The sequence below is a fragment of the Niallia sp. FSL M8-0099 genome, from assembly GCF_038006945.1.
Taxonomy (GTDB): domain Bacteria; phylum Bacillota; class Bacilli; order Bacillales; family Cytobacillaceae; genus Niallia; species Niallia circulans.
Genome location: NZ_JBBOWF010000001.1, coordinates 2,358,662 through 2,384,975, shown reverse-complemented (window position 1 = coordinate 2,384,975; position 26,314 = coordinate 2,358,662). Strand labels below are relative to the sequence as shown.

Here is a 26,314-nt window from a genome sequence, read left to right as displayed (position 1 = left end):
AAACTGAAAAAAGGAAGTGACCAAATGATTGAATTAACAGGAAAATATAATAGAGCTAAAGTATTTACGGATCAATTAGAAGAAGTGGCTGAAGCACAGATTAAGGAATTATGTGATCAGGAATTTGCTAAGAACAGTAAGATTAGAATTATGCCGGACACGCATGCGGGAGTGGGCTGTACGATAGGTACGACTATGACTATTCAAGATAAAATTGTCCCTAATTTAGTAGGGGTAGATATCGGTTGTGGTATGGCGGTAGCAAAATTAAAGATAGACAGAGCAAGTTTGAATTTTGATGAACTAGATGAAACGGTTCGTAAGTTTATTCCAAGCGGATTCTCGATCAGAGATAAAGCTCATTCATATAGGGAACAAATTGATTTAGATGAGGTGAAAGCTCCTATAAATAAAAAAAGAGCAGAACATAGTATTGGAACCTTAGGTGGAGGTAATCACTTTATCGAGTTAAATGAAGCAGCTGATGGAAGTGTATATATCGTTATACATAGTGGAAGCCGTAACTTAGGTGCACAAGTAGCAGAATATTACCAAACACTTGCTTACGATAATTTAGTTAATATCGACGGGATCAAAAAAGAAATGATTGCTAAATTGAAGGAAGAGGGGAGGCATGCTGAAATTCAAGCAAGCTTAAAAAATATGGAACTACCAAAAATAAACAAAGAACTTGCTTATTTAGAGTCCCAAGGATTTAAAGACTATATGCATGATATGAAGATTGCGCAACAATATGCTTATTTAAATCGACTTGCCATGATTGATGTTATTGTTACAAAGATGAATTGGGCAGTTTTAGATCAATTTACTACTATTCACAATTATATTGATATGGAAAATATGATATTAAGAAAAGGAGCTATTTCTGCTAGAAAAGGAGAAAGAGTAATTATTCCTTTGAATATGAGAGATGGCAGCATTATTGCCTTTGGAAAAGGAAACGAGGACTGGAACCAATCCGCTCCTCATGGCGCAGGAAGATTAATGTCAAGGACCAAAGCGAGAAAGACCGTTAGCTTAAAAGATTTTGAGTCAGCCATGAAAGAAGTTTGGAGTACTTCCGTGAAGAATAGTACGTTAGATGAAAGTCCATTTGCTTATAAACCAATGGAAGAGATAATTAAACATACAGCAGAGACTATTGATATTGCAGAAATTATTAAGCCTTTGTATAACTTTAAGGCAAATTAAGAAGGAAATAGAAAGGCTGAAAAATATAAATAAAGGAGAGGGAAAGGATTCTTCTTCCGCCTCTCTCCAAATATGCACATTTAGAAGAATTTCAAAAGCGAGCGAAATAAAAATCGGAAAAATCCATAAAAAATCTCAAAAAAGTCTATTAAAATGTCTAACAGGCTCCCAAAAAAGGAGTCCTTTTTCGCTTTTTTTCCTTTTGTTTTCTCCAAGCTATAACCTCCCACTTTCATTAACAAATGGCACCATAGTATGAATACCTATTACTCCATTAACCATTTGCGTAATAGGAAAATTAACAGTAATACTTGCTAATTTTGAAATGATATTAAAGCTATTAAAATTTGATAGAAAGATATACATATTAGTGTTAGATCTTTAAAGTTGTTTAATTTCCGTAGATTATATATATTTGTGCTCAAAGGAGCTTCTTTAAAAGTTATCATAGATACCAAGTGATAGCGGGGCGAAATTATTTTCTATTGAATATTACGAGCATGATGATAAAAGCGGCTTGTGGGTTCAAGAATCACTCAGGGATGTCTTTGACCCACGCAGGAAAGCTCTAATCCGTTTCTGTACTGCTGCTGGGAGAACCAGTTGGATATGTTCACCTTTTTCATTGCAGGTAAAAATTCCTTTGAAAACTTCGGGCATGGCATCGTACTGTTTTTCTAACTGTTCATTAAATTTTTTGAAACAGTCATAATTATATTTTTCCAGCAGGTAGGGCATCAAAAAAGCTGACCGCAAGATTTCATATTCCTGATAATTATATGGAGTACTTTCGGGGATCTTTTTTAAGATTTCCAACATCCTATTCATTAAAATTGCCACCTCTTCTTCGCTTGCAAAGGCAGCATATCCTCGAATGGCAGTAAGTCGCATATCTAAATATCGCTCTTTTTTATAAGCTCTTAAAAAAAAGTCCTTTCCGTCATCTGGCAAGTCAAATACTAATTGCTTTAATAGTGCATTGCGTTTGGCAATATCCTTTGTATTATAATATGTTTCCATTTTTTTGCTTCTTTCGCCCATATATCCCACCTGCTTTGTTTTGTTGACTTCTTATTTTTTTAGTGTCTCCTCGTGATTTTTACGTTTTGTATATTCTTTTCGATATTAAGGTTATTAGTTCCTCCATTCTAATTGTACTAAATGCCACGTTAGTTAAAGGAGGACTTGCAAACAACTATATACAATTCTAAATGACTTTATTATAACTTAACAATCGCTAAAAATGTGCACAGTCCCATTTAATCATCTTCTTTTTGTTAAACTATAAACCTTTGTTGCAATGATATGCGGTGTAATCCGTTCTTTTAATGTAGGAAATACAGATCCAACATATTCTTCGGGATTTCGAATATAGGCCTTTTCGTACATATAAATGGTAAATGAGCAGGATACACGGACAAAAATATCTCCATCCATATCATATGGTTCTGAAATCGTCAGAACTTCAAAAGAATCATCGTATTTATTAGTTTTTGCGTTAATCCTTTTTGTTACATTCTCTCTATATTTCGTTGTTCGCGTTGGTTTGTAATGAAAATCAACGACGCCAATTGCTTGAATCATATTTTCCTCCCAAATAATTCATTCGAACAAATATTATACCATTTATTTATAAGAAATTTGGTGGGAATATTATTTAAAAATTCACAAAACGTGGTAGGATGTAAAGACTAGGGTTCTTAATTGATTTTTCATTATTTTACATACGAATACTATTTTAGGGGGAATTATGAAGGCTCGCATTGTTGGAATATTGATTTTTAATGAAGTAGAAGTATTGGATGCTGCTGGTCCATTTGAAGTGTTTTCTTTAGCTGGTGGAGAGAATAAATTATTTCATGTCTATACTATTTCAGAAAAAGGAGGAACTATTTTAGCAAGAAATGGTCTTAGAATAGAAGCGGATTTTTCTTTTGAAAACCATCCTGATTTGGATATTCTCATTGTTCCAGGCGGCTATGGAGCAGAAGAAATCGAAATTTATAATCCTGTTGTCATTAAGTGGATTAAAATGCAATCAAAGAAAGTAGAATATATGACTTCTGTCTGTACAGGAGCATTTTTATTAGCGAAGGCTGAGTTGTTGGATAATTTAAAGGCTACCACGCACTGGATGGATATCGATCGCTTGGAGCAAGAATTTCCAAAGGTTCAGATAGTTAGGAAAGTGAAATTTGTAGATGAAGGAAAGATACTAACTTCTGGCGGGATATCTGCCGGAATCAATATGTCCTTTCATATAGTAGAGAAGTTATATGGCAAGGAAATAGGAAGGGAAACAGCAAAGCGGATGGAATATGATAGATAAATAGACTTGTAGGAGGAAAATTGAAATGAAGAAAATTTCTGTTTTACATTATGATGCATTTACTAATAAGCCGGATAAGGGAAATCCTGCTGGAATTGTGTTAGAGGGAGAGAAATATACCGAAATAGAAATGCAGAAAATTGCTAAAGAGGTGGGCTTTAATGAAACGGCGTTTGTTTCACCATCAGAATGTGCTGATCTAAAAATTCGTTATTTTACCCCCGGACATGAAGTGAATCTTTGTGGTCATGCTACTATCGCTACTGTTTTTGCTCTTAAAACGATGGGGCTGCTCTCTGAAAAAGAAGTTTATTCTATCGAAACAAAGGCGGGTGTGCTTCCGATTAAAATTGATTATCGTGATCAGTCTTCTCCTGCCATTACGATGCAGCAAGTTACACCACAATTTAAACAATTCAAAGGTTCACGATTAGCATTAGCAGAAGCAATCGGTCTTAAAGAATCTGATTTAGATACAAATATTCCGATTCTTTATGGCAATACGGGGCTGTGGACACTCCTTGTTCCTATTAAAGAACTGCGTGTATTTTCCAAAATGGCTGTGAAAAATGACTTGTTTCCAGCTATTTTAGCGGAAATTCCTCATGCGTCCATTCATCCATTTTGCCTGGAAACCTACGATGTAAATGCAATTATGCATGGAAGGCATTTTTCCTCTCCTTACTCTGGTACAAGCGAAGATCCAGTTACAGGAACAGCGTCGGGAGTGATGGGGGCATATTATATTACATATGTGGATGAGGAATGGAAAAATAAAACTATTGTCATTGAACAAGGTCAGGAGATAGGTCGTGATGGGAGAGTATCTGTTATTGTTTCTGAGAGGAATGGTCAATTGGATGTGGAGATTAGTGGAACTGCAGTGTTTGTCAAGGAATTAAAAATAACTATTGATTGATGATACTAGTGATTAGAATTGGGGGATAATTAATGGAAAGATTAGAGCCAGTGGAAGCAGCCCGCCTTTTTATAGATACATATTATTCACATTGTAATGCTGCTGTTTTAGCAGGAAGTGTAGTAAGGGGACAAGCAACAGCTACTTCCGACCTTGATATTGTCATTTTTGATGAAAAAATCGTCTCTTCTTATAGAGAGTCCATGATGGAATTTGGTTGGCCAATCGAAGTATTTGTACATAATTTATCTTCCTATAAAGATTTCTTCTTAATGGACTATAATATAGCAAAACCTTCTATGCAGCGAATGATCACAGAAGGAATCGTGTTAAGAGACGACGGAGCTTTACAAGCAATCAAACAAGAAGCAAAACAAATGCTGGCAGAAGGACCGAAAGAATGGTCAGAGGAAACAATTCGTACGAAGCGTTACTTTATAACAGATGTACTAGATGATTTGATCGGAGCAGACAATAAACAAGAGGAAATTTTCATTGCGAGCACATTAAGCTTTCTTCTCCACGAATTTGTTTTAAGAGTAAATAAGCAATGGGTTGGTACATCGAAATGGATGGTCAGGAGTTTACGGCACTATGATTCTCTATTAGCGGATGAGTTTATTGAAGCATTTGATTGCTTTTATCGAACCAGAGAAAAAGAAAAAATTATAGAGCTTACGGAAAAAGTATTAAAGCCGTATGGCGGCAAGCTGTTTGCGGGATTTTCGCTTGGTAAGGAATAATAAAAACCTAATTGTAGGAGTAAAAAGTATTTAGTACCTTCGCTAGTCTCATGATTTAATGTATGATTTATTCTGTGCCCTATTACGTAGGGTCGAGAAGCCAGGAAATCTATGACTTCTTGACCCCTATTCTCCATTATTTTTTCTAATCATAAGTGATTAGTTTTACGATATGGTTTTATTAGGTTAGCTCATTATAAGATTAATAGGACGAAGATATAGGGAGGAATAGCGAAGATGAATATAATTGGTGTGCATCATGTGCAAATAACCATTCCTAAAGGAATGGAAGAAAAGGCTAAGGATTTTTATTGTGGCGAGCTGGGGTTAAAAGAAATAGCGAAGCCTGCATCTTTGCAAGGAAGAGGTGGTTTTTGGCTATCACTAGGAAATATGGATGTCCATGTTGGAACAGAAGATGGATTTGATCGTTATTCTACTAAGTCTCACCTTGCTTACCAAGTAGATAGTATGTCGGATTGGAAAAATAAACTTAGTGATTTAGGAGTTGAAATCACCAATTCTATTCCTATTGAAGGCTATGAGCGCTTTGAGTTCCGTGACCCATTTGGAAACCGCGTGGAGATAATTGAAAGAAAGATATTGGAATAATTATATAGGCTAAACTAGTTAGTATAATCGAAAAGGAGTAAGCGGATGAAAGAAGGATTTTTAGAGGTTACAGGGGGAAAAGTATGGTATATCATACATAATGAGACAGCAGAAGGTACTCCACTGCTTATTTTACATGGAGGACCAGGTTCTAGCTCTTACTCTTTACAAGGGTTAAAAGAATTGGCAACCGATCGACCAGTCATATTGTATGATCAGTTAGGCTGTGGAAAGTCAGATCGACCAGATGATGATTCCCTATGGACATTAGCCAGGTTTGTAGAAGAAGTCGCTCAAGTTCGTACAGGTTTAGGGTTGAAAAAAGTCCATATTCTTGGCCATTCATGGGGCACTACTCTTGCAGCTGCTTCTTATTTTAATAATCCAGAAGGAATTAGCAGCATTATTTTCTCCAGTCCGTGTTTAAGTGCACCATTGTGGGAAAAAGATCAAAAGAAAAATTTAGCTTTATTACCACTAGAGGTGCAAGAAACGATCAGAAGCTGTGAAGAAAAGGGAAATACAGATACACCTGCTTTTCAACAAGCGATTGAAGTGTTTAATGATCATTTTGTATGTAGATTAAAGCCTTATCCAGAACATTTAAAACAAGGTAAGCACTTTAGAAATCCACATGTGTATCAAATAATGTGGGGACCTTCCGAATTTACTGTACAAGGGAACTTAAAAACATTTGATTGTACAGAACAGCTATCAAAAATTTCTATACCAACATTGTATACTTGTGGGCGCTATGATGAAGCAACACCTGCATCAACAGAATATTATAGTAGCAGAACTCCACATGCAGCTTTTCATGTATTTGAAGAAAGTGCCCATATGGCCTATATAGAAGAACCTGAACAGTATAGAAAGGTAATGAATGAATTTTTATCGCTATTAGACAAGTGATAAAGCGGCGCGAGGAAGCTGAAAGGTCGAACAGATCTTTTGGCTTTTGTTGTACCATAAGAAAAAATTCGCTAAATATCTACTTTCTCTTTCTGTTTTTAGGTGATTATTGGTATACTACAGAATAGAGGTTCTACCTCTAAAAAGATGTAATAACGATTTTAAAAGTAAAATGAGGGACAATGCGTGGAAAAAAAATCATCAAGAAAGCTTGCAAGGTATTCACTGCTTATTATGGGATTGGGGTTTATCCTGACATTTCCTTTTCAAGATAATAGTTGGATACATCTAATTCATGGCGGTTTTGAGGCTGGACTTGTCGGAGGACTAGCAGACTGGTTTGCCGTTACAGCACTATTTAGACATCCTTTAGGTTTGCCAATCCCACATACTGCTTTACTACCTAAAAATAGGGATAGGATGGTAAATGGGTTAGTGAATGTTTTGAAAAAAGATTGGTTATCAAAGGAAAGTATCCAGGATAAAGTGAAGAATATTCCTTTTACCGAAAAAATCACTGCTGCCATCAACACAAAAATAGAATCAGAACCAGTAAAGAAAGCAATGATAAAGGCTACACAGCAAGCAATTAGAAATATAGACGTCGAAAAAATAACTCCATTTGTGCGTAAGCAAATGTCAGCGGCTCTATCAGATGTGCAAATAAGTAATATTCTAAATCTGCTTACAAATCAATTAATTTCAGAAGAAGTTGACAAGAAGGCTTTGGATCATATTCTAGTAAAAACGGAAGCTTGGCTGCGAAAAGAAGAAACAGCTCGAAAACTTGGCTCTGTTTCGATGAATGTGTTAAATAATGTCGAGGCAAGCGGCATGCTGCAATTTGCGTTAAAAACATTGCAGAATATTTTAACAGAGGAAAAGTTAGGGCAAATTGTCCAAAATCTCTGCTTGAGTGGAATGCGTAGTCTTCAAAAAGATGGGGAGCAAAACCGTGAAGCATTGGTTCTGTACATTCGAAAGGAAATTGAAAGCCTTCCAGAAAACGAGAAAGTATTAGCAGGAATCAATACATGGAAGGATAAAGTACTTGATTCACTTGAGTCTAATCATACAATCTTAACAAGTCTCAAGCAAGCACAAGAGAAGGCAATCGAACTTCTTGAAAATAAGGAGTTTATGGAAACAAAAGCTCTTCCATTTATTCTGCAGTTAGTGGAAAAAATCGAAGAAAATAGCGAAAAGATTGATCCTTGGATTATTCACCAAATTTCTCATTTTATCGAGAAAAACCATGATCAAATTGGCAATTTAGTAAAAGAAAATCTGGATAAGCTGGATAACGAAACACTTGTCGATATGATTGAGAATAATGTTGGTAAAGATTTGCAATGGATTCGGGTAAACGGAGCCGTATGCGGATTTATTATCGGTCTGTTCTTAAGTGGAATTCAGTTAGTGGCGAATATTTTATAACAAGATAATAATTGAAAAAACGGCAAACGAAACAAATGCATAGTTTTGTTTGCCGTTTTAATTTTTTTAATGACGATATAGTCGACATGTAATTATTAAGCGCGAATATTCCAATTTAATAGGCGGTACGCTTTTTGGAACTTGTTTTTGATAAGCTTTTTGATGAGAAAAGTAAACTAAGACTCAACAAACCAGCGATTCCAACTATACTATAGATAATTCGAGAGAATCCTGCATGCTGTCCTCCAAAAATCGCCGCGACAAGGTCGAACTGAAATAGGCCGATAAGTCCCCAATTAATAGCACCGATTACGATAAGTATTAAGGCAATTTTCTGTAATACACTCATCTTTTAACCTCCTTTTGTGTTATGAAACTCACTAATAGCTTTATACCCTTTTAACCAAATTAAAATCTAAGAAATATTACCAGTTTCAAAAAAAAAGAACTATAATAAAAAAGGACTTAACTTTACAAAATATTTATCATAATGTTTGGAGTGAAAAAATGAAAGGGATACAAACACCGATTTGCAGTACTGGAATTGCTGTTGTGTTATTAAAAAAAATAAATGGTTTAGATAAAGTTTTATTATTGAAACGAGCAACTCCAGTATTTAAAGATATGTGGTGTTACATAGGGGGAAGCCTAGAACAAGGGGAACAAGCTTGGGAAGCAGCTCTAAGAGAGGTAAAGGAAGAAACAGGTATTACCAAGCTAGCCCTTTATAGTTCGAATACATTTGACCAAATATATTCGCCTGTAGAAAACTACCTATATATTGCCCCAGTATTTGTTGGCATCGTAGAGGAAAATCAAGAAGTACGGTTAAATAATGAGCATAGTGAGTATAAATGGTTGTCTTTTGAAGAAGCAAAGGAATTCGTAACACTGCCAGGAAATGACGAAGTTCTTACCTTTATCGAAAAGCACTTTATTAAGAAAAAACCTACGGAATGGTTACGTATTAGAGTGGAAAATGTGGGAGAGTAAAATGATAACATATATTTACATGGTAAGACACGGTGAATCGTCAAAAGCCCAAGGAACAGAAAGAACAAGAGGGTTAACAGAAAAAGGAAAAGAGGATTCTGAACGTATAAGCAAAATGCTACAAAAGGAAGAAATTGATCTTTTTGTTTCCAGTCCTTATCAACGTGCTATCTTAACCATTAATGATTTAGCTGCAGCCTTGGGCAAAGAGGTGTTCATTATGGAAGACTTAAAAGAAAAAGTGTTTAGTCTAGATGCCGTTCCATTAACTAATAATGAATTGTATCCATATCTTAGTAAGTCGTTTTCGAATCCAGATCATGCCTTAGCTGGAGCTGAGTCTAATAGAGTATGTCAAAAACGGGCAATAAAGGTTTTAAAACAGTTACTAACTACATATGTAGGAAAAAAGATTGTAATTGGAACCCATGGGGTAGTAATGACGTTAATGATGAGCTACTACGATAGGCGGTTTGATTTAGATTTTTTACTTCATACGACAAAGCCAGATATTTACCGGATGAAATTTATGAAAAATGAATTAGTAGAAGTGGAAAGATTATGGGAGTGATTTCAAGGGGAGGATTTTCTTATGAATGAGCAAAGTGCGACTAATAAAGCGGCATGGGAATATCGTGCCTATGAATTTTGGATAAATCGAGATGGCCACCCAAAGGAAAAAGCGAAAGAAATAAGGAAAAACCCTCGAGCATGTTTAAAAAAACATCAAGCATTTTTAGAGAATGTCGAGAACAAAAGGATAGCAAATCTATGTGGATCAAATGGTAGGAAAGCAGTGCCATTAGCACTGTTAGGAGCTGAGGTGACAGTCTTTGACCTATCAAAGGAAAATGAACGATACGCGAAAGAGCTAGCGTATTATGCTAATACGTCCATAAATTATATGGTAGGAGATGTTTATGACATCAATTTACAAACATACGGAGAAACGTTTGACATTCTCTATTTAGAAGGTGGAGTACTCCATTATTTTTATAATTTAGATAAACTTCTGTCCCTTTTATTTTCCCTTTTAAAAAAGGGTGGCACAATGATTCTAAGCGATTATCATCCTTTGCTGAAATGCTTGAATGAGGATTTCTCGGCGAAGCCTGCTTATTTTGATACGGAAATACATACAGGCGATATCGCATATAAACATTTTTTCCCTGAAGAAGAGCAAGTTGGTTTTCCCGATGTTTCTCTCCGCTTTTATACACTTAGCGAAATTCTTAATGCAGTTATTACGGCTAGGTTTACAATCGATCGATTTGAGGAACACCGTGGTTGGAAAAAGGAGAATATCCCTTGGGAATTTACACTTATTGCAAGGAAATGATGATAAAGACACAATTAGTTGAAGAAGAATGAAATCAATTTCTTGAAAAGTTCTGAAATGAGAAAAAAGGATAATGAAATTTCACATGCTTATTTGATGAAATGGGAGGGTTAGGATGAATCGCAAAATGAGGAAATCCCAAAATAATAAAGCGATTTGTGGCGTTTGTGGGGGATAGGTGAATTTCTTGGTATTACGCCATTAGGTATTCGCTTAATCTTTATAATTACTATACCAATATCCATTCTTATTTATATTATTTTAGTAAATAGTATGTCTGATTCACCGAGAAGCTTATAAATAATTACTAGGAGTTTTGGAAATGATTAATGCGTTAAAGTCAGATTGTCAAAATTGCTTTGGATTATGTTGTGTAGCATTGCCATATGGAGAATCAGCAGATTTTCCCTTTGATAAAGAGAGTGGAATGCCATGCAGAAATTTATGTTCAGACAATGCTTGTTCCATCCATGATAAATTGAGAAAAACAGGATTCCGCGGTTGTGTATCATATGAATGCTTCGGTGCGGGGCAGCATGTATCTCAAACCATTTACAAGGGGGAGGACTGGCGGAGGGGCAAGCATGCAGAAGAAATGTTCCTTATCTTTCCGCTTGTTCAACAACTACATGAAATGCTCTGGTATCTAAATCAAGCACTTACGTTAAAGGAAACTTCTTCTTTTCATGACAAACTTCAACGTATTTATGATGAAACCGTTGAACTAACCGAGAGAACACCGAAAGAGATTTTAACAATTGATCTTAATTCTCATCGAAGGAAAGTTAACGAGCTCTTAATTGATTCAAGCATAAAGTATAGAGAGAGTTGGATGAATAAAGGGAGAAAGAGATTAAAAAATAAATCGGACTTTATAGGGGCTAATTTAAAAGGATTAGATTTACAAGGGGAAAATTTTCGAGGGAAGCTCATGATTGCTGCTAATCTAAGGAATAGTGATTTGCGAGGAGCTGATTTTATTGGTGCAGATCTACGAGACGCTGACTTAAGGGCAGCAAACCTGGAAGCTGCGCTCTTCCTTACACAATCGCAAATTAATTCCGCTATTGGCGATGTTCATACTAAAATACCAAACTATTTTGAAAGACCCAAACACTGGATAGAGAGATAGATTTTGTGAATATTTATGGAGCTTTTTTATGGAATGCGCTCTTTCTTAACTGAAGTCATAAACCGGCTTCAGTTTTTTTATTTAAAAGGAAAGGACAAATTTAGAAATGCATACATATTCATATAGCTACTAGTTGTTGGATCATTCTTAGAAAGAGGCGATAACGCATGGTGAGACTAAATACTTTATATCAGCATAAAGTAAAGGGCTGGCAATCAAAACAAGTTATTTATCAAATTCCTCCCTCCATTGGAGAAACAATTGTCATAGAAAAAGCTTATTACAAAATTGTGAATATCATCCATTACAGTGAGGAGGGCTCTGTAGAGGTAATAGCGGACACTGAATAATAACTTACGGGAAAAAGGTGTAAGATAGTAGAAATATTTGTTGTTTTGTGATGAATATATACCTATTGTTTCCATTATCCCAATTAAAGATGTCTAATTATCTCCATTTAAGCTATAATAGTAATAGACACACTCGAAAAGGAGAATGTATGAAAACAAAGGCTAAGATTAAAGGTGTAAAGTATAGCACAGATTACAAATTTCCAAGGTATAAAGTGAAGTTAGAAACGCCTGAGGGGAAAGTATTAATCATTGCCTTCGATCATACTTTAGCTTCCAAAACAAAAGGGTATGTTCCATTAAATGTTAATTATGATGGAGAAGACATGGGGAATAAATTGTCATGGTATTCTAAAAAAATTGAAAATATGACCATTAATGACTTTCTAAGAATAGTGGCTGGTAAGATTGATAAGTTTTATAAAGTTAGTTAAGGTGACTCTCTGTTTGAGAGTTTTTTTATTATCATAAAGATAACGCTTACAAAAAAAGAAGTCGCTTCATATTATATATTAGATAATCGAATAGGATAGGAGCATGTTATATGATATTCGAGGCGTTTCCATTGTTAGTGAAGTTTTTATTTTACCTAATATTTATTTTATCGATGAATCCTTCTTAACAGGAGTAATTTGCTATGTTTAAAGAAAAATCTTGTTATTGAATACAAAATATTCAGATGCAAAATGATTGGCTGAATTCTTAACTGAATTTAGCTTTTTTATTTATCAAGTAATTATGATGGAGAGGAATAAAGAGTAATTATCATTACGGAAGAAAACTTATTACCCTTAAAAAGTGAATCCTACGGTATAACTATATCGTCTAACTAGCGAATCTATAAGGGGGGGAAGAAGTGATTTCGAAAAAACATAACAAATTTTTTAGTATGAGAATAAAAGATGTAATTTTCAGTTTAAATGCGTGATTAGACAAAGAGATGTTATTGTTGCTAAGGAATTATAATTTTCAATGTAAGATTTATCTTGCATTTTATAAATATATAATGTAAGATAAATCTTACATATTGTTAAATATATATTTCATTGTGTAGGTGAGTATATGGCAAGTAAAATGAAACTAGCAAGAATAGAAAAAGGTTTAACACAAGAACAGCTTGCAAAACGAGTGAATGCTACTAGGCAGACTATCGGTTTGATTGAAAAAGGAGAATACAATCCTAGTTTGAATTTATGTATTGCTATTGCTAAAGAATTAAATACAACATTAGATGATTTATTTTGGGAGGTCGAGTTGTCATGAGATCTTGGATATCTTTTTTATTACCTAATGATGAATATAAGGAAAAAAGGATTTTGTACTTTTTTTCAGAAGGAGCAATAATCCTTTTGCTTATCCTTGCAGGAATGCTTATACTGAATAACTATGTTAATTTAGATGCTAAAACATCTCTATTACTACCTATTGCTATATTTCTCCTTTATGTGTTAGGGCGGTATATACTATCTGGCATTGAGTATGCAGATATTGCAACAGAAGATTCTTATAAGAAAGAATTAAGAAGTATTGTGATGAAAACAAGTAGTTTTGTCATTTTATTTTTCTTGTTTTATGCTATTTTTTCAAGTTTTCCAGCCAACATAAATGAATGGATGGAAACAATTGTGTTAATAGTGTTCGCAGGTTTGCTATGGTTTTTCGTTAACTACATTTCTTTAAAACGTTCTTATAACAAAAATAAGGATTTGCTATAAACAATTTATATGTTCATTTGTTAAATAATAAAATAAACTAAGATTATGAAGATAATAGAATCCAAGCATTCCTTGTTTGCTTTTTCGGTGCAAGAACATATTGTGTTTAAGTATGTTCTTGCACCGCTTTTATTAGATTTTCTCTATCACAACGCTTCAAACCATTTTCCAAATTTACGAATACAGGACTCTTCTTTCTTTTCTTCATATATATGGAAATCATCTTCCGTAAATTCAGCAAGTGTTTTATTAAAATGTTTGGGAATGAAAATATACCAGAGATCAGACCATTTTTTATCATTATCTAAACCTCTTATTTCTTCAGCTATCGTTCCTTGTGATTTGCTCTCAAAGTAGGTTATTTGTTCACCATCATAATAGGCCAAACAAGATCTAAATTCGCAAGCACGGTTATTTTCCTCTTTTAGTAATTTCAATATACCAGTAATACCGATAGTATCTAACATATGGTTTACATATGCTCTAGGAAAACCGTTTAATTCTTCGATGAAAAAACCAGAATCTAAAGCAACGCATGGTCTCTTAACGATTTCATATGCTTGCAAGACTTTTTGTTTAGCAATCTCTTTAATATCTTCAGTACGTGGCTCGCTTAACTCTTCCTGTATAGGAGTCACTTTTATATTTTTTAATTCCTTTTCAGCAGATGCAATTTTTCCTTTGTTGGTTGTTACAAATATAATTTCCTTCATCAAAGTGTCTCCTTGTGTTTGTATATTACTTATTGAATTTTACTGTTCTTTTAATATAACAAAATTTATAGAAGAAAAAAGAGAATTTTAGCTAATCGGTAAAGAACTTTTAGAGCAAGATTAAAATAGAATAACTTTTCATATAATGATCATAAGGGAGGGAGAAGAAGAATCCGATTGTCTTAATGATAATAATAGGATTGGTTGTTCTTACAGATTGTTTTTGGCTTGATAGAAATAAAAGCAGATGGGGATGGATGAAAAACTGGTCTAGCTTTGGCAAGGGGCTATTCTTTTCAGTGTTTATTATCATTTCTATGTTAATTTATGTTGGATTAAGTGTAGTATATTTTTAAGGATAATAGCTAAGACAATAAGTATAAAGAACTTATAACTATAGCAAAAGTGTTGAATCTTAACCTTCTTTGTAGCTAGAATAACAAATGAATATACGATATGATAGACTCAGAATCAAAATAACATTAAGTGGCAATAGAATGTATGTTGGAGGATAAATATGGAAGTATTTGCAGATTTTTTAGCAGGGATTGATAATCCAGAGCATCGGTCTCGAACAGAAGAGGTTTTACAGTGGGTAATGAAGAAATTCCCCAATTTAGTTCCGAAAATGGCTTGGAATCAGCCGATGTTTACAGATCATGAAACATTCATAATTGGCTTTAGTATTGCAAAGCAGCATTTGGCAGTTGCACCTGAACGAGCGGGAATCATCCAATTTTCAGAAGCAATTGTGCAAGCTGGCTATGATCATACGAAGCAGCTCGTACGAATAAAGTGGGACAATCCCGTTGATTTTTCTTTATTAGAAAAAATGATTGACTTTAATATTACTGATAAAGCAAATTGTAAGACATTTTGGAGAAAAGCGTAATAATAGAAGGGTGTACTCGTATGACAAATAGAAAATTAAATCCTCAGGTGGAAGAATATTTAAGCAAAGATAGCAATTGGCAGGAAGAATATGTGAAGCTAAGACAGCTTGCTCTTGAGTGCGAAGAACTGACCGAAGAATTTAAATGGATGCATCCATGCTACACTTATAAAAATAAAAACATTGTGCTTATTCATGGATTTAAAGAGTATTGTGCCCTGTTATTTCATAAAGGTGCTCTCTTAAAGGATCCTCAAGGAATTCTAGTCCAACAAACAGAAAATGTCCAGGCAGCACGGCAAATCCGCTTTAAGAATTTACAAGAAATAGTGAAAATGGAATCTGTCATAAAAGAATATATTCTTGAAGCAATTGAAGTGGAAAAATCCGGTTTGGAAGTGACGATAAAAGAGCATAAAGAATTCAGTATTCCAGAAGAACTTGAAATGAAATTTGAAGAAATACCAGCATTAAAAACAGCTTTTGAAGGATTGACACCAGGACGCCAAAGAGCATACATTCTTCATTTTTCCCAGCCAAAGCAAGCAAAAACAAAAGTAACAAGGATTGAAAAAGCAATGGAGAGAATCCTAAATGGCAAGGGATTAAATGACTGTATTTGTGGCCTTTCCCAAAAAATGCCTAATTGTGATGGATCACATAAATTTGCCGGCAAAAAATAGTCGCATAGGGACAGTATTAATGTGTCTGAAAGGAAGCTGAGAACTGTCTTTTTTGTTTTATTTGAAAAAGAAGGAATTTTCTGTCTAAACATAGAATTATTCATAAAAATATGTTTAGAGAGGTGTAAGAATGGATCAAATTAGTTGTATTTCCTACATATTGCATCAGTCTCGCGAAGAAAACATCCGAAAAATAGCAATTGATTTGTTAATTGGAGACATTTCGTTAAAAGAAGCAGAAAGAATTTCTCCTGAAGTAAAGAAAGAACTGAAGAAGGCAGAAGCATTGTATAAAAACCAGCGGATTGATTTAAAGGCCGTTTCCGTATTTGTACAAGACTTTATGTTTATAACAGGATAGTTTATTGATAAATAATTTTATTGTTAAAGTATTTCTTTTTATAAGAGGTACTTTTTATTTTACTCTTTTTTATTATAAACAATAAAAAATAAATAATTAATAATAAAAATTTATTGTAAATCGATAAATGGTATGATAAATTCAAATAGAAATAAAATAGTGAGGTGTTTTTGATGAAACAAGTATCAACGCTCTTTTTAAAGATTGCAGTTATTCTTATTGGTGTACCTATTCTGGCCTTATGTATCTTTTTAGTACCAGAAATCGGAAATTTTGTTGCTGAGTTGTATCCAAATGATGCTTATTTAAAATATTTGATAATGCTTGATTTTTATGCAGCAGCATTTCCCTTCTACTTCGCATTATATCAAGCATTTAAACTGTTAAACTATATTGATAAGAATGAAGCATTTTCGGAGTTGTCAGTTAATGCACTAAAGAAAATAAAAAACTGTGCCATTTCTATAAGCGCGATTTTTGTGTTGGGATTGCCGTTATTTTACCTCTTAGCAGAAAGGGATGATGCGCCAGGAATTATTTTAATTGGACTTGTTCTGATTTTTGCTTCGATGGTCATTGCCGTTTTTGCTGCAGTACTTCAAAAGCTATTAAAAGAGGCAATTGATATAAAATCAGAAAACGACTTAATCGTCTGAGGTGATATAAATGGCAATTATAATAAATATTGATGTAATGTTAGCAAAAAGAAAAATGAGTGTAACAGAATTATCGGAAAAGGTTGGAATAACAATGGCTAATCTTTCTATTTTGAAAAATGGAAAGGCAAAAGCAATCCGTATTTCAACATTAGAGGCAATATGCAAAGCATTGGATTGCCAGCCAGGCGATATACTGGAATATAGAAACGAAGAGGAAATCTAGTGATAAGAGCACTAAAGCAGCTTATTTGTTTCGGATGGCAACAAGCTTTAGCTTGTGTTTTTCCTGTAGCTATTTTTGCATCACTGGCAATGACAAAGATGATAGAACTTCCCTTGTTACCAAGATACGATTGGCTGCTTCTTATCTGTCTTTTTATGCAGTGGGTGATGGTCCGTACTGGTTTGGAAACGATTGATGAGTTAAAGGTTATAACCGTTTTCCATTTGATTGGACTTGCCCTTGAGCTTTTCAAGGTTCATATGGGTTCATGGTCTTATCCAGAAGCGGGCATTACAAAAATTTTTGGCGTCCCTCTCTTTAGTGGCTTTATGTACGCAAGTGTTGCGAGTTTTTTATGTCAGGCATGGCGGAGGTTAAAGGTAGAGCTAGTAAATTGGCCATCTTTTTTAGTTGTTGTGCCACTTGCTGCTGCTATATATTTGAACTTTTTCACCCACCATTTTTGGATAGATATTCGTTGGTATTTATCTGGATTGGTCCTAATCGTGTTTTGGAAATCATGGGTCTTATACAAGGTAAATGGTATTAGATATCGAATGCCGCTAGCACTCTCTTTTGTACTGATTGGATTTTTTATTTGGATAGCGGAAAACATTGCAACTTATTTTAGTGCATGGGAATATCCCAATCAAAAAGATGCTTGGAGCCTTGTTCATGTTGGGAAAGTGAGTTCATGGCTATTATTGGTGATAGTTAGCTTTCTTATTGTGGCAACTTTGAAGCTGGTTAAGGGGAAAAAAACCAGCTTAAATAATAATGAGAAATAAAAAGCGTAAACAGATAGCTCCTTGATGGGAATGAAGTCTTGGAGCTATTATTAAATTGATTTTAGTTTTCCTCATTAGCTTCATTCGAGTTCACTTCTTTTCCTACTCGGATCCATTTCATCATATTTTGTTTATCTGGATAAGTTTCCTCTAAGTAATTGTATTTTTCTAAAAAGGCTTGTCCCTTTTTCGTTAATCTAGCTGGTTTTATGGAGAAAAAGGGATCGATTCTTAGTACTCTTTCAATAAATCCTTCATTTTCTAAAAAAGGATGAAATTTCCAAATTGCCGCTGTTGCATATCATAATCTTTTGCTGTCGGTAAAGCAATGCCCTTATGTATCTCTCTTAGAATGCTGTAGGCAGCCCTCATTTAGAAATCATTTCGAGTAATCGCATAGATAAAACTGCAAATACTCCCAATAAAACCAATCCATAAATGAACGGAGATTTCCGTATCAAGTGTTCCAGAAAATATAATAGAAATGGCAACACCGTATATAAATCCTATCATTATGGCAAACAATCGGTTATATCCTTCTATTTTAAAACAAAGCTCCATTATGATGGTCTGGATTAAAATAATGAAAAATCCACTAATAGACAGAAAAATAAGAGCTTCAAAAAGTTCATCTATCTTATTTTCTATTAAAAATAAGATAGCATAAAGAAATAGATAACAAAAAAAGCTCGCGAAAAAACCTTTCATCACATTTATCAAAAAAAAATCCTCTAATTTATTTTTGAACTATTCTATATTTTACCAAAGAACAGAGCTAATATGTTTTAAAAGCAATAAAATAATAATTCCATCTCATCCTTATAAGGGTCAAGGATTGCAGGGATTTCAAAAAATATACTAAGGAGGATAGAAGCTGATTTAGAAAATTTAGTAGGAAAAAGCAAAATTAGCCTTTGATTGAGTCAGTCTTTCCGGCTTCAAAATTATTAGTAGACAGCATTTGAATGAAGGGGTATTTAGGAAAATAAAGGAATATAAGTAGGTCTTTGGTATTTAGCTATTTTTAACCTTATCATTTCCAATTCCCTCATTTATAATATATGTATGTAAAATATTTACATGGCAGGGAGGGAGCCATTTGAATGATAGAAAACAGTTAAAGGCGTTGGCAATGAAAAAAATAGCTCAGCTCATGGATTCTTTATCCGATGAATCAAAGGGGAAATATCGTGCGGCAATCCATGCGTTTGCTGACTTATATTTGGAGGACGAGCTCGTCTTTCGGGAACTCTATTTTGCTTATAAGCAAGGGCTCCGTTCCTATGATATAAAGAGCACTAACCAGGAGGCCATTTATTATAGAAAAGAGGATAAGGAGCATGTGATTCAGTTTAGACAGTCCCATTATCATTTACAGGACCATCTTTTCTTCCCTTTCGTTACTTCCTGCATAGAAATAATGAGAGAAGTGCTGCCATTAGGGTCAGTTGTGGAACTGAATCCGCTTTACTTTCTGCCAGAACAGCAAACTTCTTCAGCAGCCAAAATTGTCATCACCAAGCGTTATACCGTTCCAACAGGTTATCAAACGTTTTTTCCGTACGGCGGTGTGGTTTATCCTGTAGGAGAAATGAAGAAAGATGCCATCCTTTATTTCACAGAGCCTTTGATTACAAATGTCATACATATGGGTTTTAAAGATGAGAAGGAAGAAGCATTTGAACTGCTTATGAAAGAAGAGCTAGTTGTAGAAAAAAAGATGACATCGATTGAGTTTTCCGCACAGGACATGCAATCGTTACAAGTGGAAATGGAAAGAGCTGGTGAAAGATAATGGCAAACTATACGTCAAGCTTTTCCTCTAGCTTAGTATCAAATATGATCTCTTTTTTGGAAGATGCCAAAGAGGGCATACAGAAAAATTTTGAGCAAATGGACTTAGAAAATGCCTCTGTGGAAGAAGAGATGCGGGAAAAAATAGAAGAAATGATTATAGAACTGAATCGACTGATTGTCGCTATTGAATCCGTTCCTTTTAGATGAGAAAATAGGAGAGAGGAGTTTACCATTGGGAACCGCACAGATAAAGATGGATATCCGTGAGTTACAGGCTACTTTACAAACCCTGCAATCCAGTATCGATGAGTTTAGTAGTTACACAGACACCTTTCGTACGGGCACAAGAAATCAGCTGAAAAACTTTCATTCTGATTTCATTGATAAAGTAGATGCTATTCTGGATCATATGAATAATGATGTAAATAAAGAGTTAGTAAAAAATATGCATGCTGTCTATACAGCCGGTAAAAGCATATTGGAAGAAATGACAAAGGCAGACGAAGAAATCAGCAAGGACATTCGGAGCGGCCAGTCATGAAACGGGACTTAAAAATTAACTATGGGATTCTGGATCAGATCATTGAACAGCTTCATACATATAAGCGGGCTCTTCATCAGATGCAGACTTCTCTGCATACGATAGCTGGCTATACAGAGAGGAACGCGGGAAAGAGCCTGGAAGCCTGGGAAGAGCTCATGCAGCAATCTAAGAAAAATATCCAAAGCTATCAGACGCAAATAGAGGATTTATTAACATTGTTTGAAAACTATGTGGCTGATACCACTGCCTATATTAGCCCTATTTCCAGAAACAGCATGATGAGAGTCGATCGGAACGATATTTGGGGAAATCTCACCCAGATTGAATGGGGAGTAACCTATAGACTTAGCCGCGCCATTCAGGAAACATATCGGTCCCCCAGCCTTCTATTTAGTCTGTTTGACGATACAGATCCGGAAGAAAAAGAGCGAAGCAGATATAATAAACAACAGCTGGAAAGCATTCGAAATGATATGGAATCTGTTCAATCCAAGCTAAAAAATAAAATGGAAGAGCTGTGGGATCTCTATGAGTCAAAAGTAAAAAAGTATGAAAATACAGATGATGAATATGCAAACAAGGCCTCTCAGGTCAAGGATCGCTATACAACCTTCTCTGAAAAGGTAAGCGATGTGATTTCTGTAACAGCAGAGGGAGCTTGGGATTTTGTAAAAGGGCTCGCGGTAGCGATTTATGAGATAGCCAAAGGCCTTATTACGCTTGTGATCGATGCTGGAATCGTGGCCGCATCAGGAATAATTCCAGATTCTATAGAGCCGGATTTTCTAAAAAAAGCTTCTACTCGGGGAGTGCAGCCACTTCCTTCCTCCCATATGTCGGCCAAGCAAAATACCTAAAGCTGTTAAAAGGAGAAAAAAGTAAAAATAAAGCCAACGAAATCCGTTCAGCCATTTCACAAAAAACAACAAAATCGCTCCAACGAATCGATGGAAGCAAGAAAGAGAACAGCCTATGGCCTAATGGCATAAAAAATAGTGGAAAACAATATGTCTAAGAAGTTACCCACTTCTTTAGACAAAACTTTATGCCCAATCCGTCCTTCCAACTAAGTACAGCGAATCAGGCTCCTATCAACGTGTGGAGCAGAGCCACGATAGAAAATCGGATGGATTCAATCGTTCCGGCCTCTTTGAGGAAAGTGGAAGGGAAGGGGACTGCTAAGGGTACGGGTAAAGACACTCCAGCTGCTTTCAGACAAACTGAATTTGCTAGTTCTTATGAAGAAAGGCTTAATCAGACACCTTCACTAATTAATCAAAAGGTTGGATTTGAAGGAACAAGAGGGGAATCTAAATGTACACTTAAACCACCACCGGATCCACAGTTGAAAAAAATATTAAATGAAGCTGGTGTTGATGGAATACAATATAAAAATGCTGTTCCTGATTTTTCGCCAGTTGCAAAAGCCGAATTTGATATTGATTACATGTTAGGTGGAAATGGAAACAGAGGAACAAATGCTAGAAGAGCTAATTTCGCTCAAGCAGATCAAAAATTAGCAGATCAGCTTAATAGTTCCCCAAATCTTGCTCGAAATTTCGGGATGAAAGCTGGTGGAATAAAAGCTAGAGATATAGAAAGATACCGAGAAAGAAATAAATTAACATGGCATGAATTAAACGATGTCAAAACTATACAACTTGTGCCATCAAAGATAAACAAGACATTCGGACATCTTGGTGGTGTAGGTGAGATAAATGCAGGCGCGTTTGAACCTGGGGGATTTGCTAAAAAATAATAGTAGAAAGGTGATTCTAATATGAAAATAAATGATACAGTTTTTGGTGAACTTGAATATGAATATGGTTGGTCTAGGTACACTACTATAGAATTTTGTGGAAAAGAAGCAGAGGTAGCACTTATGATAAAAGGTGAAGAGGATGGTAAGTTTGATGAAGAACAATATATTGCTTATAACTCACTGATGCAAAAATGGGAACAAATACAATACAGTATATTGCAACCAATTTTAAACTATTATAAACAAACGCGACATGAATTGGGTTATGATATTGACCACAATGAGAATTACCCGGAAATTGAAACAACTGATCAAATACTTGAAATGATTAACCTAGTTGGTATTGTTGTTCCGTATGGGGATATTTATGATGAACGTGATATTGGAATAACATTTGATTGTACATGGGATATAGAAAATGGGTTGGGACTCCGTTTATTGAATGAACAGGTGAATGAAGTAGGGTACCAAGATGTAGCAATCTAAATATACTATTTGTTATACCATAACAATCTTTAACCATATTTTAATGGGAAATTAGTACAATAATTAGTCGAGATGAAAATTAAAATGTATTGAAGTAAAATTACAGGGGAAATGGCGAAAACTAATAATTTTAAACATGCTCGATAGCTTAAAATTAGGATTAGTAATAGATTACTCTATATAGCTAACTATAAGCACTTGATTGCCTTATTAGGCAACAGGTGTTTTTGTTTTTTTGTTAGAATTTTAACTTTAGACGACATTGGATTATTCTTTACTGAAATTCATAGCTCATGAAGGTAGTACCATCATGGAGTATTGATTTAATATTTGGATTTTGTAAGATGTACGATAAACAGGCGAGATGACATTTTAAGTGGTAGGAATACTTATGATACTGCAAAGCACTTAAACTAAAGAGAATGACAATGCTCGTAATGCTAAAGATGGTATCGATACGGATACATAAAGATAGTGAATAATAAAAAGTGAAGATTTTTGAGTGAGACAATAAGAATATGATTTGTTTGAGAATCGAAAGCTCATGATGGTTGTACCGTGATGGAGTATCGTTTTAATACTTGGATAGTAAGAAAAGTACGATAAATAGGCGAGATGACATTTTATATGGTAGGGGTAGTTATGACATGGATTGGCTAACAAACTAACGACAATGACAAAGCTCGTGGCGATAACCAATGGGTAACGTAAAGAGGTGCTGTTTTATTGTATAAGAAAATTAACTTATGGTTGTATTTTTACTAGAGACGGTCGGATAATACTCGCTATTCGTTAAAAAACGTTACAAAAATTAAAATTTATGTAACGGGAGGGGGAAAAGTTGAACGTTGTTGGGTATATACGAGACTCCACTCAAAGGCAGGCAAGAGATAGGGATAGCTTGAAATATCCAGAAGATGAAATTAAAACATATTGTGAAGAACAAGGTTTTAACTTGGTACATATTTTTAGAGAGGAAGGAATAAGTGGCGCAAAACTGAATGAAGAAGCATTTGAAATAGACAGGGTGGGCTTACAGGAGATGTTGGCTCACCTTTCGTCTGTCCAAATTAATTATGTTAGAAATGCTATTTTAAATATGTACAATAATGCTTGGATAAATATGTACAAATTTGCTTTCATTTTACATACTAGTCTTGAGGTGACTAGTCATGTATATATCATTAAATGTCGATGTTAATTTTGAGATTAATAGTCTTTCAGACTTACCAAAATTCAAACAAATAATGGAGCATATGAAAATGAAAATTAATAAGAGTAAATTGGCTGAAGAACTTGGAGTAGATCGACGAACAGTTGAGAAATATCTAAATGGTTTTGTCCCCAAGAGGACAAGAAAAAAGTCCTCAAAAATTGATGAATATTATGAAGTGATCGCTGCTCTTTTATCTGAGGATTCTAAACAGGTGTTTTATTATCGGCGGGTGCTTTGGCAGTACTTAAAGGATAATCACGGTTTAGACTGTGGTGCTTCGACCTTTCGAGCCTATATCGCTCGAATACCTGAATTTAATGCTTACTTTGTGGAGGACAAACGTATTGCTTCTCCGAAGGGGACGGTTCGCTATGAAACTCCGCCAGGTAAACAAGCTCAATTAGATTGGAAGGAAAATATTCAATATGAAACAAAAGATGGCGAGCAGGTCGAGATCAATGTAGCTGCGCTTATTCTATCTACTTCAAGATTGCGAGTATTCCACTTGAGTATTTCCAAGTCACAAAGTACGCTGTTTTCCTTTCTAACAGAAGCTTTTGAAACGTTTGGCGGTGTTCCTGAGGAACTCCTTACGGATAATATGAAAACAGTGATGGATGAAGCAAGAACGGAACATTATCCGGGTAAAGTGAATGCAAAGTTTGAGCAATTCGCAAAAGACTTTGGCTTTAAAGTGAAAGCCTGTATCGCTGGCAGACCAAGGACAAAGGGAAAAGTCGAAACGACAATGAAATTGTTAGACGAAATTCATGCCTATCAAGGACAATTCTCTTTAGAGGAACTGCATCAATTTATACAAGAGTTAGCCAACAGAGTGAATCACCAGATTCACCAAGGGACAGGAAGAATACCAATGATTGAATATAAAAAAGAAAGGAACCACTTACTCCAGCTACCAACTGATAAAGTAAGAGATTCCTATCGCATTAAGCACACACAAGTAAAAGTCAATGCATCCAACATGATCTCCTACAAATCAAACCAGTATTCCGTACCACCAGAATATCAAGGAAAGAAAGTAGGTTTACAAGTGTATGATAACAACTTATGGATTTATTATAACATGAAACTTATTGCACAGCATCCAATCAGCAAAGCGAAGCTAAATTATCAGGAAGCACATTATAAAGCAGGTTTGGCTGTTTCAGCCCCTTACTATAACTATCCGGAAATCGATGATTTGGCAAAGAAAAATCTAGCAACGATTGGAGAAGTGTATAAATAATGAATCTATCCACTAATTATCAACAATTATTAAGAAACCTAGAGTATCTAAAGCTGAAGCAAATGACTCTACATTTAAATGAAGTAATTGATTTCGGAGTCCAGAACCAGCTGTCATTTATTGATACGTTAATCAAGTTAACCAACTATGAAATTGATGTGCGAGAACAAAATATGACGCAGTCGATGGTAAAGGTGGCTGCATTTCCACATATGAAAGAAATAAAAGATTTTGATTTCACTTTCCAAACCTCAGTCAATCAGCAACAGATTCAAGATTTTCTAACCTTTCGCTTTATTGAAGAGAACGAGAATATTGTTTTCTTAGGACCAAGTGGTGTTGGCAAAACACACTTGGCCACCGCCATAGGGATTGCGGCAGCAAAGAAAAGAACAAGTACCTATTTCATTAAATGCCATGATTTAATTCAGAATTTAAGACGAGCACGATTGGAGAACCGCTTAGAAACTCGTCTAAAACATTATACAAAATATAAACTATTAATCATTGATGAGATTGGTTATTTGCCAATTGATCAAGAAGATGCGAAATTATTTTTCCAACTGATTGACATGCGATATGAAAAGCGCAGTACGATCTTAACAACGAACGTAAACTTTAAGGCATGGGATGAAGTATTTCAGGAGCCTAAGCTGGCAAATGCCATCTTAGATCGCATCTTACACCATGCGAAGGTTGTGACAATGGTGGGAAATTCCTATCGTTTAAAGGATCATTTAGTGCAAGAAAACGAGTGATTTTGTACATCCTTAAACGAGCGAAAATGTACATATTTGTGTTGACATTTATAATTATGTGGTGGTGCTGAACACAAGCTGATTATGGCGGTCAGACATTGTAAAGGTGTTGATACAACGAGAGCTAAAGAAATATGGATGTGATATTAAAAGCATTGAACATCATTTTACAGTATCCATAAAAAAGATCCAAACGACTTTTTGGTAAACAGCTTAATGGAATTGTTAGATCAATACCAACGATTTGAAATTGCCCTTAAATTAACGAAAGGAAGAAACAAGAAGGCAAAGGAAGGTATTCCCCCTATTTCCAGAAACAGCATGATGAGAGTCGATCGGAACGATATTTGGGGGAATCTCACCCAAATTATATGGGGAGTAAGCTATAGACTTAGCCGCGTCATTCGGGAAACGTATCGGTCCCCCAGCCTTCTATTTAGTCTGTTTGACGATACAGATCCGGAAGAAAAAGAGCGAAGCAGATATAATAAAC

The 26,314-nt window shown here is 35.0% G+C and carries 35 protein-coding genes and 1 pseudogene; 31 read left to right on the top strand and 5 right to left on the bottom strand.

What is annotated here, in order from left to right:
- Positions 1 to 24 precede the first annotated feature (24 nt).
- Positions 25 to 1,212, top strand: coding sequence for an RtcB family protein (locus NSQ92_RS11755; protein WP_061796345.1), 1,188 nt, complete (start codon positions 25 to 27; stop codon positions 1,210 to 1,212).
- A 525-nt stretch (positions 1,213 to 1,737) separates the two neighbouring features.
- Here the strand turns inward: NSQ92_RS11755 and NSQ92_RS11750 are convergent.
- Both NSQ92_RS11750 and NSQ92_RS11745 read right to left on the bottom strand, forming a co-directional pair.
- Entirely contained in the window at positions 1,738 to 2,253 is a 516-nt protein-coding gene (locus NSQ92_RS11750; RefSeq protein ID WP_053215567.1) for a hypothetical protein, read from the bottom strand.
- 222 nt (positions 2,254 to 2,475) lie between these two features.
- Entirely contained in the window at positions 2,476 to 2,796 is a 321-nt protein-coding gene (locus NSQ92_RS11745) for a hypothetical protein (RefSeq protein WP_047940523.1), read from the bottom strand.
- A 163-nt stretch (positions 2,797 to 2,959) separates the two neighbouring features.
- Between NSQ92_RS11745 and NSQ92_RS11740 the strand changes: the two genes are divergently transcribed.
- The 6 genes from NSQ92_RS11740 (at position 2,960) to NSQ92_RS11715 (ending at position 8,164) form a co-directional block, all read left to right on the top strand.
- Positions 2,960 to 3,541, top strand: a complete 582-nt coding sequence (locus NSQ92_RS11740; RefSeq protein ID WP_412759322.1) for a DJ-1/PfpI family protein — start codon at positions 2,960 to 2,962, stop codon at positions 3,539 to 3,541.
- 25 nt (positions 3,542 to 3,566) lie between these two features.
- Complete coding sequence (locus NSQ92_RS11735; RefSeq protein ID WP_328283549.1) at positions 3,567 to 4,460, top strand: PhzF family phenazine biosynthesis isomerase; 894 nt, start codon at positions 3,567 to 3,569, stop codon at positions 4,458 to 4,460.
- 32 nt (positions 4,461 to 4,492) lie between these two features.
- The gene (locus NSQ92_RS11730) at positions 4,493 to 5,203 is read left to right on the top strand and encodes a nucleotidyltransferase domain-containing protein (RefSeq protein WP_095322253.1); all 711 of its coding nucleotides are present in this window, start codon (positions 4,493 to 4,495) and stop codon (positions 5,201 to 5,203) included.
- A gap of 237 nt (positions 5,204 to 5,440) precedes the next feature.
- Positions 5,441 to 5,815 (top strand): VOC family protein, encoded by a 375-nt coding sequence (locus tag NSQ92_RS11725; protein ID WP_047940527.1) that lies wholly within the window; start codon positions 5,441 to 5,443, stop codon positions 5,813 to 5,815.
- A gap of 45 nt (positions 5,816 to 5,860) precedes the next feature.
- The gene (locus NSQ92_RS11720) at positions 5,861 to 6,727 is read left to right on the top strand and encodes a proline iminopeptidase-family hydrolase (protein ID WP_341152810.1); all 867 of its coding nucleotides are present in this window, start codon (positions 5,861 to 5,863) and stop codon (positions 6,725 to 6,727) included.
- Between the two features lie 186 nt (positions 6,728 to 6,913).
- Positions 6,914 to 8,164 (top strand): DUF445 domain-containing protein, encoded by a 1,251-nt coding sequence (locus NSQ92_RS11715; RefSeq protein ID WP_053215568.1) that lies wholly within the window; start codon positions 6,914 to 6,916, stop codon positions 8,162 to 8,164.
- 115 nt (positions 8,165 to 8,279) lie between these two features.
- Here the strand turns inward: NSQ92_RS11715 and NSQ92_RS11710 are convergent, their stop codons facing one another.
- Entirely contained in the window at positions 8,280 to 8,513 is a 234-nt protein-coding gene (locus NSQ92_RS11710; RefSeq protein ID WP_047940529.1) for a DUF378 domain-containing protein, read from the bottom strand.
- A 158-nt stretch (positions 8,514 to 8,671) separates the two neighbouring features.
- On the opposite strand from NSQ92_RS11710, the gene NSQ92_RS11705 reads away from it, so the two are divergent.
- The 8 genes from NSQ92_RS11705 to NSQ92_RS11665 all read left to right on the top strand — a co-directional run bounded on the left by NSQ92_RS11705 (position 8,672) and on the right by NSQ92_RS11665 (position 13,693).
- Positions 8,672 to 9,157: an NUDIX hydrolase gene (locus NSQ92_RS11705; protein ID WP_053215569.1), complete on the top strand. Its 486-nt coding sequence runs from the start codon at positions 8,672 to 8,674 to the stop codon at positions 9,155 to 9,157.
- A 1-nt stretch (position 9,158) separates the two neighbouring features.
- Complete coding sequence (locus NSQ92_RS11700; RefSeq protein WP_341117857.1) at positions 9,159 to 9,728, top strand: histidine phosphatase family protein; 570 nt, start codon at positions 9,159 to 9,161, stop codon at positions 9,726 to 9,728.
- 21 nt (positions 9,729 to 9,749) lie between these two features.
- On the top strand, positions 9,750 to 10,496 hold the full coding sequence (locus tag NSQ92_RS11695) for a class I SAM-dependent methyltransferase (RefSeq protein WP_047940531.1): 747 nt from the start codon (positions 9,750 to 9,752) through the stop codon (positions 10,494 to 10,496).
- A 322-nt stretch (positions 10,497 to 10,818) separates the two neighbouring features.
- Positions 10,819 to 11,628, top strand: coding sequence for a pentapeptide repeat-containing protein (locus NSQ92_RS11685; protein ID WP_341152809.1), 810 nt, complete (start codon positions 10,819 to 10,821; stop codon positions 11,626 to 11,628).
- A 167-nt stretch (positions 11,629 to 11,795) separates the two neighbouring features.
- A complete protein-coding gene (locus NSQ92_RS11680; RefSeq protein ID WP_047940533.1) occupies positions 11,796 to 11,978 on the top strand; it encodes a hypothetical protein in 183 nt (60 codons plus the stop codon).
- Between the two features lie 149 nt (positions 11,979 to 12,127).
- A complete protein-coding gene (locus NSQ92_RS11675; RefSeq protein WP_341152808.1) occupies positions 12,128 to 12,412 on the top strand; it encodes a hypothetical protein in 285 nt (94 codons plus the stop codon).
- Between the two features lie 628 nt (positions 12,413 to 13,040).
- A complete protein-coding gene (locus NSQ92_RS11670) occupies positions 13,041 to 13,241 on the top strand; it encodes a helix-turn-helix transcriptional regulator (RefSeq protein WP_047940535.1) in 201 nt (66 codons plus the stop codon).
- Positions 13,238 to 13,693: a hypothetical protein gene (locus NSQ92_RS11665; protein WP_047940536.1), complete on the top strand. Its 456-nt coding sequence runs from the start codon at positions 13,238 to 13,240 to the stop codon at positions 13,691 to 13,693. The genes NSQ92_RS11670 and NSQ92_RS11665 overlap by 4 nt, the downstream gene beginning before the upstream one ends.
- Positions 13,694 to 13,839: 146 nt before the next feature.
- Here the strand turns inward: NSQ92_RS11665 and NSQ92_RS11660 are convergent, their stop codons facing one another.
- The gene (locus tag NSQ92_RS11660) at positions 13,840 to 14,406 is read right to left on the bottom strand and encodes a non-canonical purine NTP pyrophosphatase (RefSeq protein WP_341152807.1); all 567 of its coding nucleotides are present in this window, start codon (positions 14,404 to 14,406) and stop codon (positions 13,840 to 13,842) included.
- 517 nt (positions 14,407 to 14,923) lie between these two features.
- Here NSQ92_RS11660 and NSQ92_RS11655 point away from each other — a divergent pair.
- The 6 genes from NSQ92_RS11655 to NSQ92_RS11630 all read left to right on the top strand — a co-directional run bounded on the left by NSQ92_RS11655 (position 14,924) and on the right by NSQ92_RS11630 (position 18,012).
- Positions 14,924 to 15,298, top strand: coding sequence for an iron chaperone (locus tag NSQ92_RS11655; RefSeq protein ID WP_341152806.1), 375 nt, complete (start codon positions 14,924 to 14,926; stop codon positions 15,296 to 15,298).
- 20 nt (positions 15,299 to 15,318) lie between these two features.
- Entirely contained in the window at positions 15,319 to 15,981 is a 663-nt protein-coding gene (locus tag NSQ92_RS11650) for a DUF1801 domain-containing protein (RefSeq protein ID WP_082138226.1), read from the top strand.
- 130 nt (positions 15,982 to 16,111) lie between these two features.
- Positions 16,112 to 16,342, top strand: a complete 231-nt coding sequence (locus NSQ92_RS11645; RefSeq protein WP_341152805.1) for a hypothetical protein — start codon at positions 16,112 to 16,114, stop codon at positions 16,340 to 16,342.
- A 173-nt stretch (positions 16,343 to 16,515) separates the two neighbouring features.
- The gene (locus NSQ92_RS11640) at positions 16,516 to 16,998 is read left to right on the top strand and encodes a DUF2975 domain-containing protein (RefSeq protein WP_341152804.1); all 483 of its coding nucleotides are present in this window, start codon (positions 16,516 to 16,518) and stop codon (positions 16,996 to 16,998) included.
- A 10-nt stretch (positions 16,999 to 17,008) separates the two neighbouring features.
- Entirely contained in the window at positions 17,009 to 17,224 is a 216-nt protein-coding gene (locus NSQ92_RS11635; RefSeq protein WP_047940541.1) for a helix-turn-helix domain-containing protein, read from the top strand.
- Positions 17,225 to 17,226: 2 nt separating this feature from the next.
- Complete coding sequence (locus NSQ92_RS11630; protein WP_047940709.1) at positions 17,227 to 18,012, top strand: DUF817 domain-containing protein; 786 nt, start codon at positions 17,227 to 17,229, stop codon at positions 18,010 to 18,012.
- A gap of 372 nt (positions 18,013 to 18,384) precedes the next feature.
- Here NSQ92_RS11630 and NSQ92_RS11625 read toward each other — a convergent pair whose 3' ends face one another.
- The gene (locus NSQ92_RS11625) at positions 18,385 to 18,732 is read right to left on the bottom strand and encodes a hypothetical protein (protein ID WP_047940542.1); all 348 of its coding nucleotides are present in this window, start codon (positions 18,730 to 18,732) and stop codon (positions 18,385 to 18,387) included.
- Positions 18,733 to 19,111: 379 nt separating this feature from the next.
- On the opposite strand from NSQ92_RS11625, the gene NSQ92_RS11620 reads away from it, so the two are divergent.
- The 10 genes and pseudogenes from NSQ92_RS11620 to NSQ92_RS11575 form a co-directional block, all read left to right on the top strand.
- On the top strand, positions 19,112 to 19,807 hold the full coding sequence (locus tag NSQ92_RS11620) for a DUF4176 domain-containing protein (protein ID WP_341152803.1): 696 nt from the start codon (positions 19,112 to 19,114) through the stop codon (positions 19,805 to 19,807).
- Entirely contained in the window at positions 19,807 to 20,016 is a 210-nt protein-coding gene (locus NSQ92_RS11615) for a hypothetical protein (protein WP_047940543.1), read from the top strand. Before NSQ92_RS11620 ends, NSQ92_RS11615 begins: the two co-directional genes overlap by 1 nt.
- Positions 20,017 to 20,041: 25 nt before the next feature.
- Positions 20,042 to 20,350, top strand: coding sequence for a hypothetical protein (locus NSQ92_RS11610; protein WP_047940544.1), 309 nt, complete (start codon positions 20,042 to 20,044; stop codon positions 20,348 to 20,350).
- On the top strand, positions 20,347 to 21,210 hold the full coding sequence (locus tag NSQ92_RS11605; RefSeq protein WP_341152802.1) for a hypothetical protein: 864 nt from the start codon (positions 20,347 to 20,349) through the stop codon (positions 21,208 to 21,210). Before NSQ92_RS11610 ends, NSQ92_RS11605 begins: the two co-directional genes overlap by 4 nt.
- A 269-nt stretch (positions 21,211 to 21,479) precedes the next feature.
- Positions 21,480 to 22,112, top strand: a complete 633-nt coding sequence (locus tag NSQ92_RS11600) for an HNH endonuclease (RefSeq protein ID WP_321198392.1) — start codon at positions 21,480 to 21,482, stop codon at positions 22,110 to 22,112.
- Positions 22,113 to 22,133: 21 nt separating this feature from the next.
- Positions 22,134 to 22,601 carry a DUF6985 domain-containing protein gene (locus tag NSQ92_RS11595; protein ID WP_095322245.1) on the top strand — a complete coding sequence of 156 codons (468 nt, stop codon included), beginning with the start codon at positions 22,134 to 22,136 and terminating at the stop codon, positions 22,599 to 22,601.
- An 841-nt stretch (positions 22,602 to 23,442) separates the two neighbouring features.
- A complete protein-coding gene (locus tag NSQ92_RS11590) occupies positions 23,443 to 23,802 on the top strand; it encodes a recombinase family protein (protein WP_341152801.1) in 360 nt (119 codons plus the stop codon).
- Positions 23,774 to 25,063 (top strand): IS21 family transposase, encoded by a 1,290-nt coding sequence (gene istA, locus NSQ92_RS11585; RefSeq protein WP_061801336.1) that lies wholly within the window; start codon positions 23,774 to 23,776, stop codon positions 25,061 to 25,063. The genes NSQ92_RS11590 and istA overlap by 29 nt, the downstream gene beginning before the upstream one ends.
- The gene (istB, locus tag NSQ92_RS11580; RefSeq protein WP_061801337.1) at positions 25,063 to 25,821 is read left to right on the top strand and encodes an IS21-like element helper ATPase IstB; all 759 of its coding nucleotides are present in this window, start codon (positions 25,063 to 25,065) and stop codon (positions 25,819 to 25,821) included. Before istA ends, istB begins: the two co-directional genes overlap by 1 nt.
- Positions 25,822 to 25,873: 52 nt before the next feature.
- Positions 25,874 to 26,118, top strand: a pseudogene (locus NSQ92_RS11575) (recombinase family protein); the annotation flags it as partial.
- Between the last annotated feature and the right edge of the window lie 196 nt (positions 26,119 to 26,314).

Excerpts from the sequence above, each read along its gene's own strand:
- NSQ92_RS11655 (WP_341152806.1), top strand. The coding sequence starts at position 14,924 with ATGGAAGTATTTGCAGATTTTTTAGCAGGGATTGATAATCCAGAGCAT.
- NSQ92_RS11685 (WP_341152809.1), top strand. The coding sequence starts at position 10,819 with ATGATTAATGCGTTAAAGTCAGATTGTCAAAATTGCTTTGGATTATGT.
- NSQ92_RS11735 (WP_328283549.1), top strand. The coding sequence starts at position 3,567 with ATGAAGAAAATTTCTGTTTTACATTATGATGCATTTACTAATAAGCCG.
- NSQ92_RS11745 (WP_047940523.1), bottom strand. The coding sequence starts at position 2,796 with ATGATTCAAGCAATTGGCGTCGTTGATTTTCATTACAAACCAACGCGA.
- NSQ92_RS11710 (WP_047940529.1), bottom strand. The coding sequence starts at position 8,513 with ATGAGTGTATTACAGAAAATTGCCTTAATACTTATCGTAATCGGTGCT.
- NSQ92_RS11645 (WP_341152805.1), top strand. The coding sequence starts at position 16,112 with ATGGATCAAATTAGTTGTATTTCCTACATATTGCATCAGTCTCGCGAA.
- NSQ92_RS11730 (WP_095322253.1), top strand. The coding sequence starts at position 4,493 with ATGGAAAGATTAGAGCCAGTGGAAGCAGCCCGCCTTTTTATAGATACA.
- NSQ92_RS11605 (WP_341152802.1), top strand. The coding sequence starts at position 20,347 with ATGAAACGGGACTTAAAAATTAACTATGGGATTCTGGATCAGATCATT.
- NSQ92_RS11660 (WP_341152807.1), bottom strand. The coding sequence starts at position 14,406 with ATGAAGGAAATTATATTTGTAACAACCAACAAAGGAAAAATTGCATCT.
- NSQ92_RS11755 (WP_061796345.1), top strand. The coding sequence starts at position 25 with ATGATTGAATTAACAGGAAAATATAATAGAGCTAAAGTATTTACGGAT.
- NSQ92_RS11750 (WP_053215567.1), bottom strand. The coding sequence starts at position 2,253 with ATGGGCGAAAGAAGCAAAAAAATGGAAACATATTATAATACAAAGGAT.
- NSQ92_RS11700 (WP_341117857.1), top strand. The coding sequence starts at position 9,159 with ATGATAACATATATTTACATGGTAAGACACGGTGAATCGTCAAAAGCC.
- NSQ92_RS11680 (WP_047940533.1), top strand. The coding sequence starts at position 11,796 with ATGGTGAGACTAAATACTTTATATCAGCATAAAGTAAAGGGCTGGCAA.
- NSQ92_RS11720 (WP_341152810.1), top strand. The coding sequence starts at position 5,861 with ATGAAAGAAGGATTTTTAGAGGTTACAGGGGGAAAAGTATGGTATATC.
- NSQ92_RS11615 (WP_047940543.1), top strand. The coding sequence starts at position 19,807 with ATGGCAAACTATACGTCAAGCTTTTCCTCTAGCTTAGTATCAAATATG.
- NSQ92_RS11670 (WP_047940535.1), top strand. The coding sequence starts at position 13,041 with ATGGCAAGTAAAATGAAACTAGCAAGAATAGAAAAAGGTTTAACACAA.
- NSQ92_RS11650 (WP_082138226.1), top strand. The coding sequence starts at position 15,319 with ATGACAAATAGAAAATTAAATCCTCAGGTGGAAGAATATTTAAGCAAA.
- NSQ92_RS11595 (WP_095322245.1), top strand. The coding sequence starts at position 22,134 with ATGAAAATAAATGATACAGTTTTTGGTGAACTTGAATATGAATATGGT.
- NSQ92_RS11725 (WP_047940527.1), top strand. The coding sequence starts at position 5,441 with ATGAATATAATTGGTGTGCATCATGTGCAAATAACCATTCCTAAAGGA.
- istB (WP_061801337.1), top strand. The coding sequence starts at position 25,063 with ATGAATCTATCCACTAATTATCAACAATTATTAAGAAACCTAGAGTAT.
- istA (WP_061801336.1), top strand. The coding sequence starts at position 23,774 with ATGTATATATCATTAAATGTCGATGTTAATTTTGAGATTAATAGTCTT.
- NSQ92_RS11705 (WP_053215569.1), top strand. The coding sequence starts at position 8,672 with ATGAAAGGGATACAAACACCGATTTGCAGTACTGGAATTGCTGTTGTG.
- NSQ92_RS11665 (WP_047940536.1), top strand. The coding sequence starts at position 13,238 with ATGAGATCTTGGATATCTTTTTTATTACCTAATGATGAATATAAGGAA.
- NSQ92_RS11635 (WP_047940541.1), top strand. The coding sequence starts at position 17,009 with ATGGCAATTATAATAAATATTGATGTAATGTTAGCAAAAAGAAAAATG.
- NSQ92_RS11640 (WP_341152804.1), top strand. The coding sequence starts at position 16,516 with ATGAAACAAGTATCAACGCTCTTTTTAAAGATTGCAGTTATTCTTATT.
- NSQ92_RS11600 (WP_321198392.1), top strand. The coding sequence starts at position 21,480 with ATGGATTCAATCGTTCCGGCCTCTTTGAGGAAAGTGGAAGGGAAGGGG.
- NSQ92_RS11675 (WP_341152808.1), top strand. The coding sequence starts at position 12,128 with ATGAAAACAAAGGCTAAGATTAAAGGTGTAAAGTATAGCACAGATTAC.
- NSQ92_RS11695 (WP_047940531.1), top strand. The coding sequence starts at position 9,750 with ATGAATGAGCAAAGTGCGACTAATAAAGCGGCATGGGAATATCGTGCC.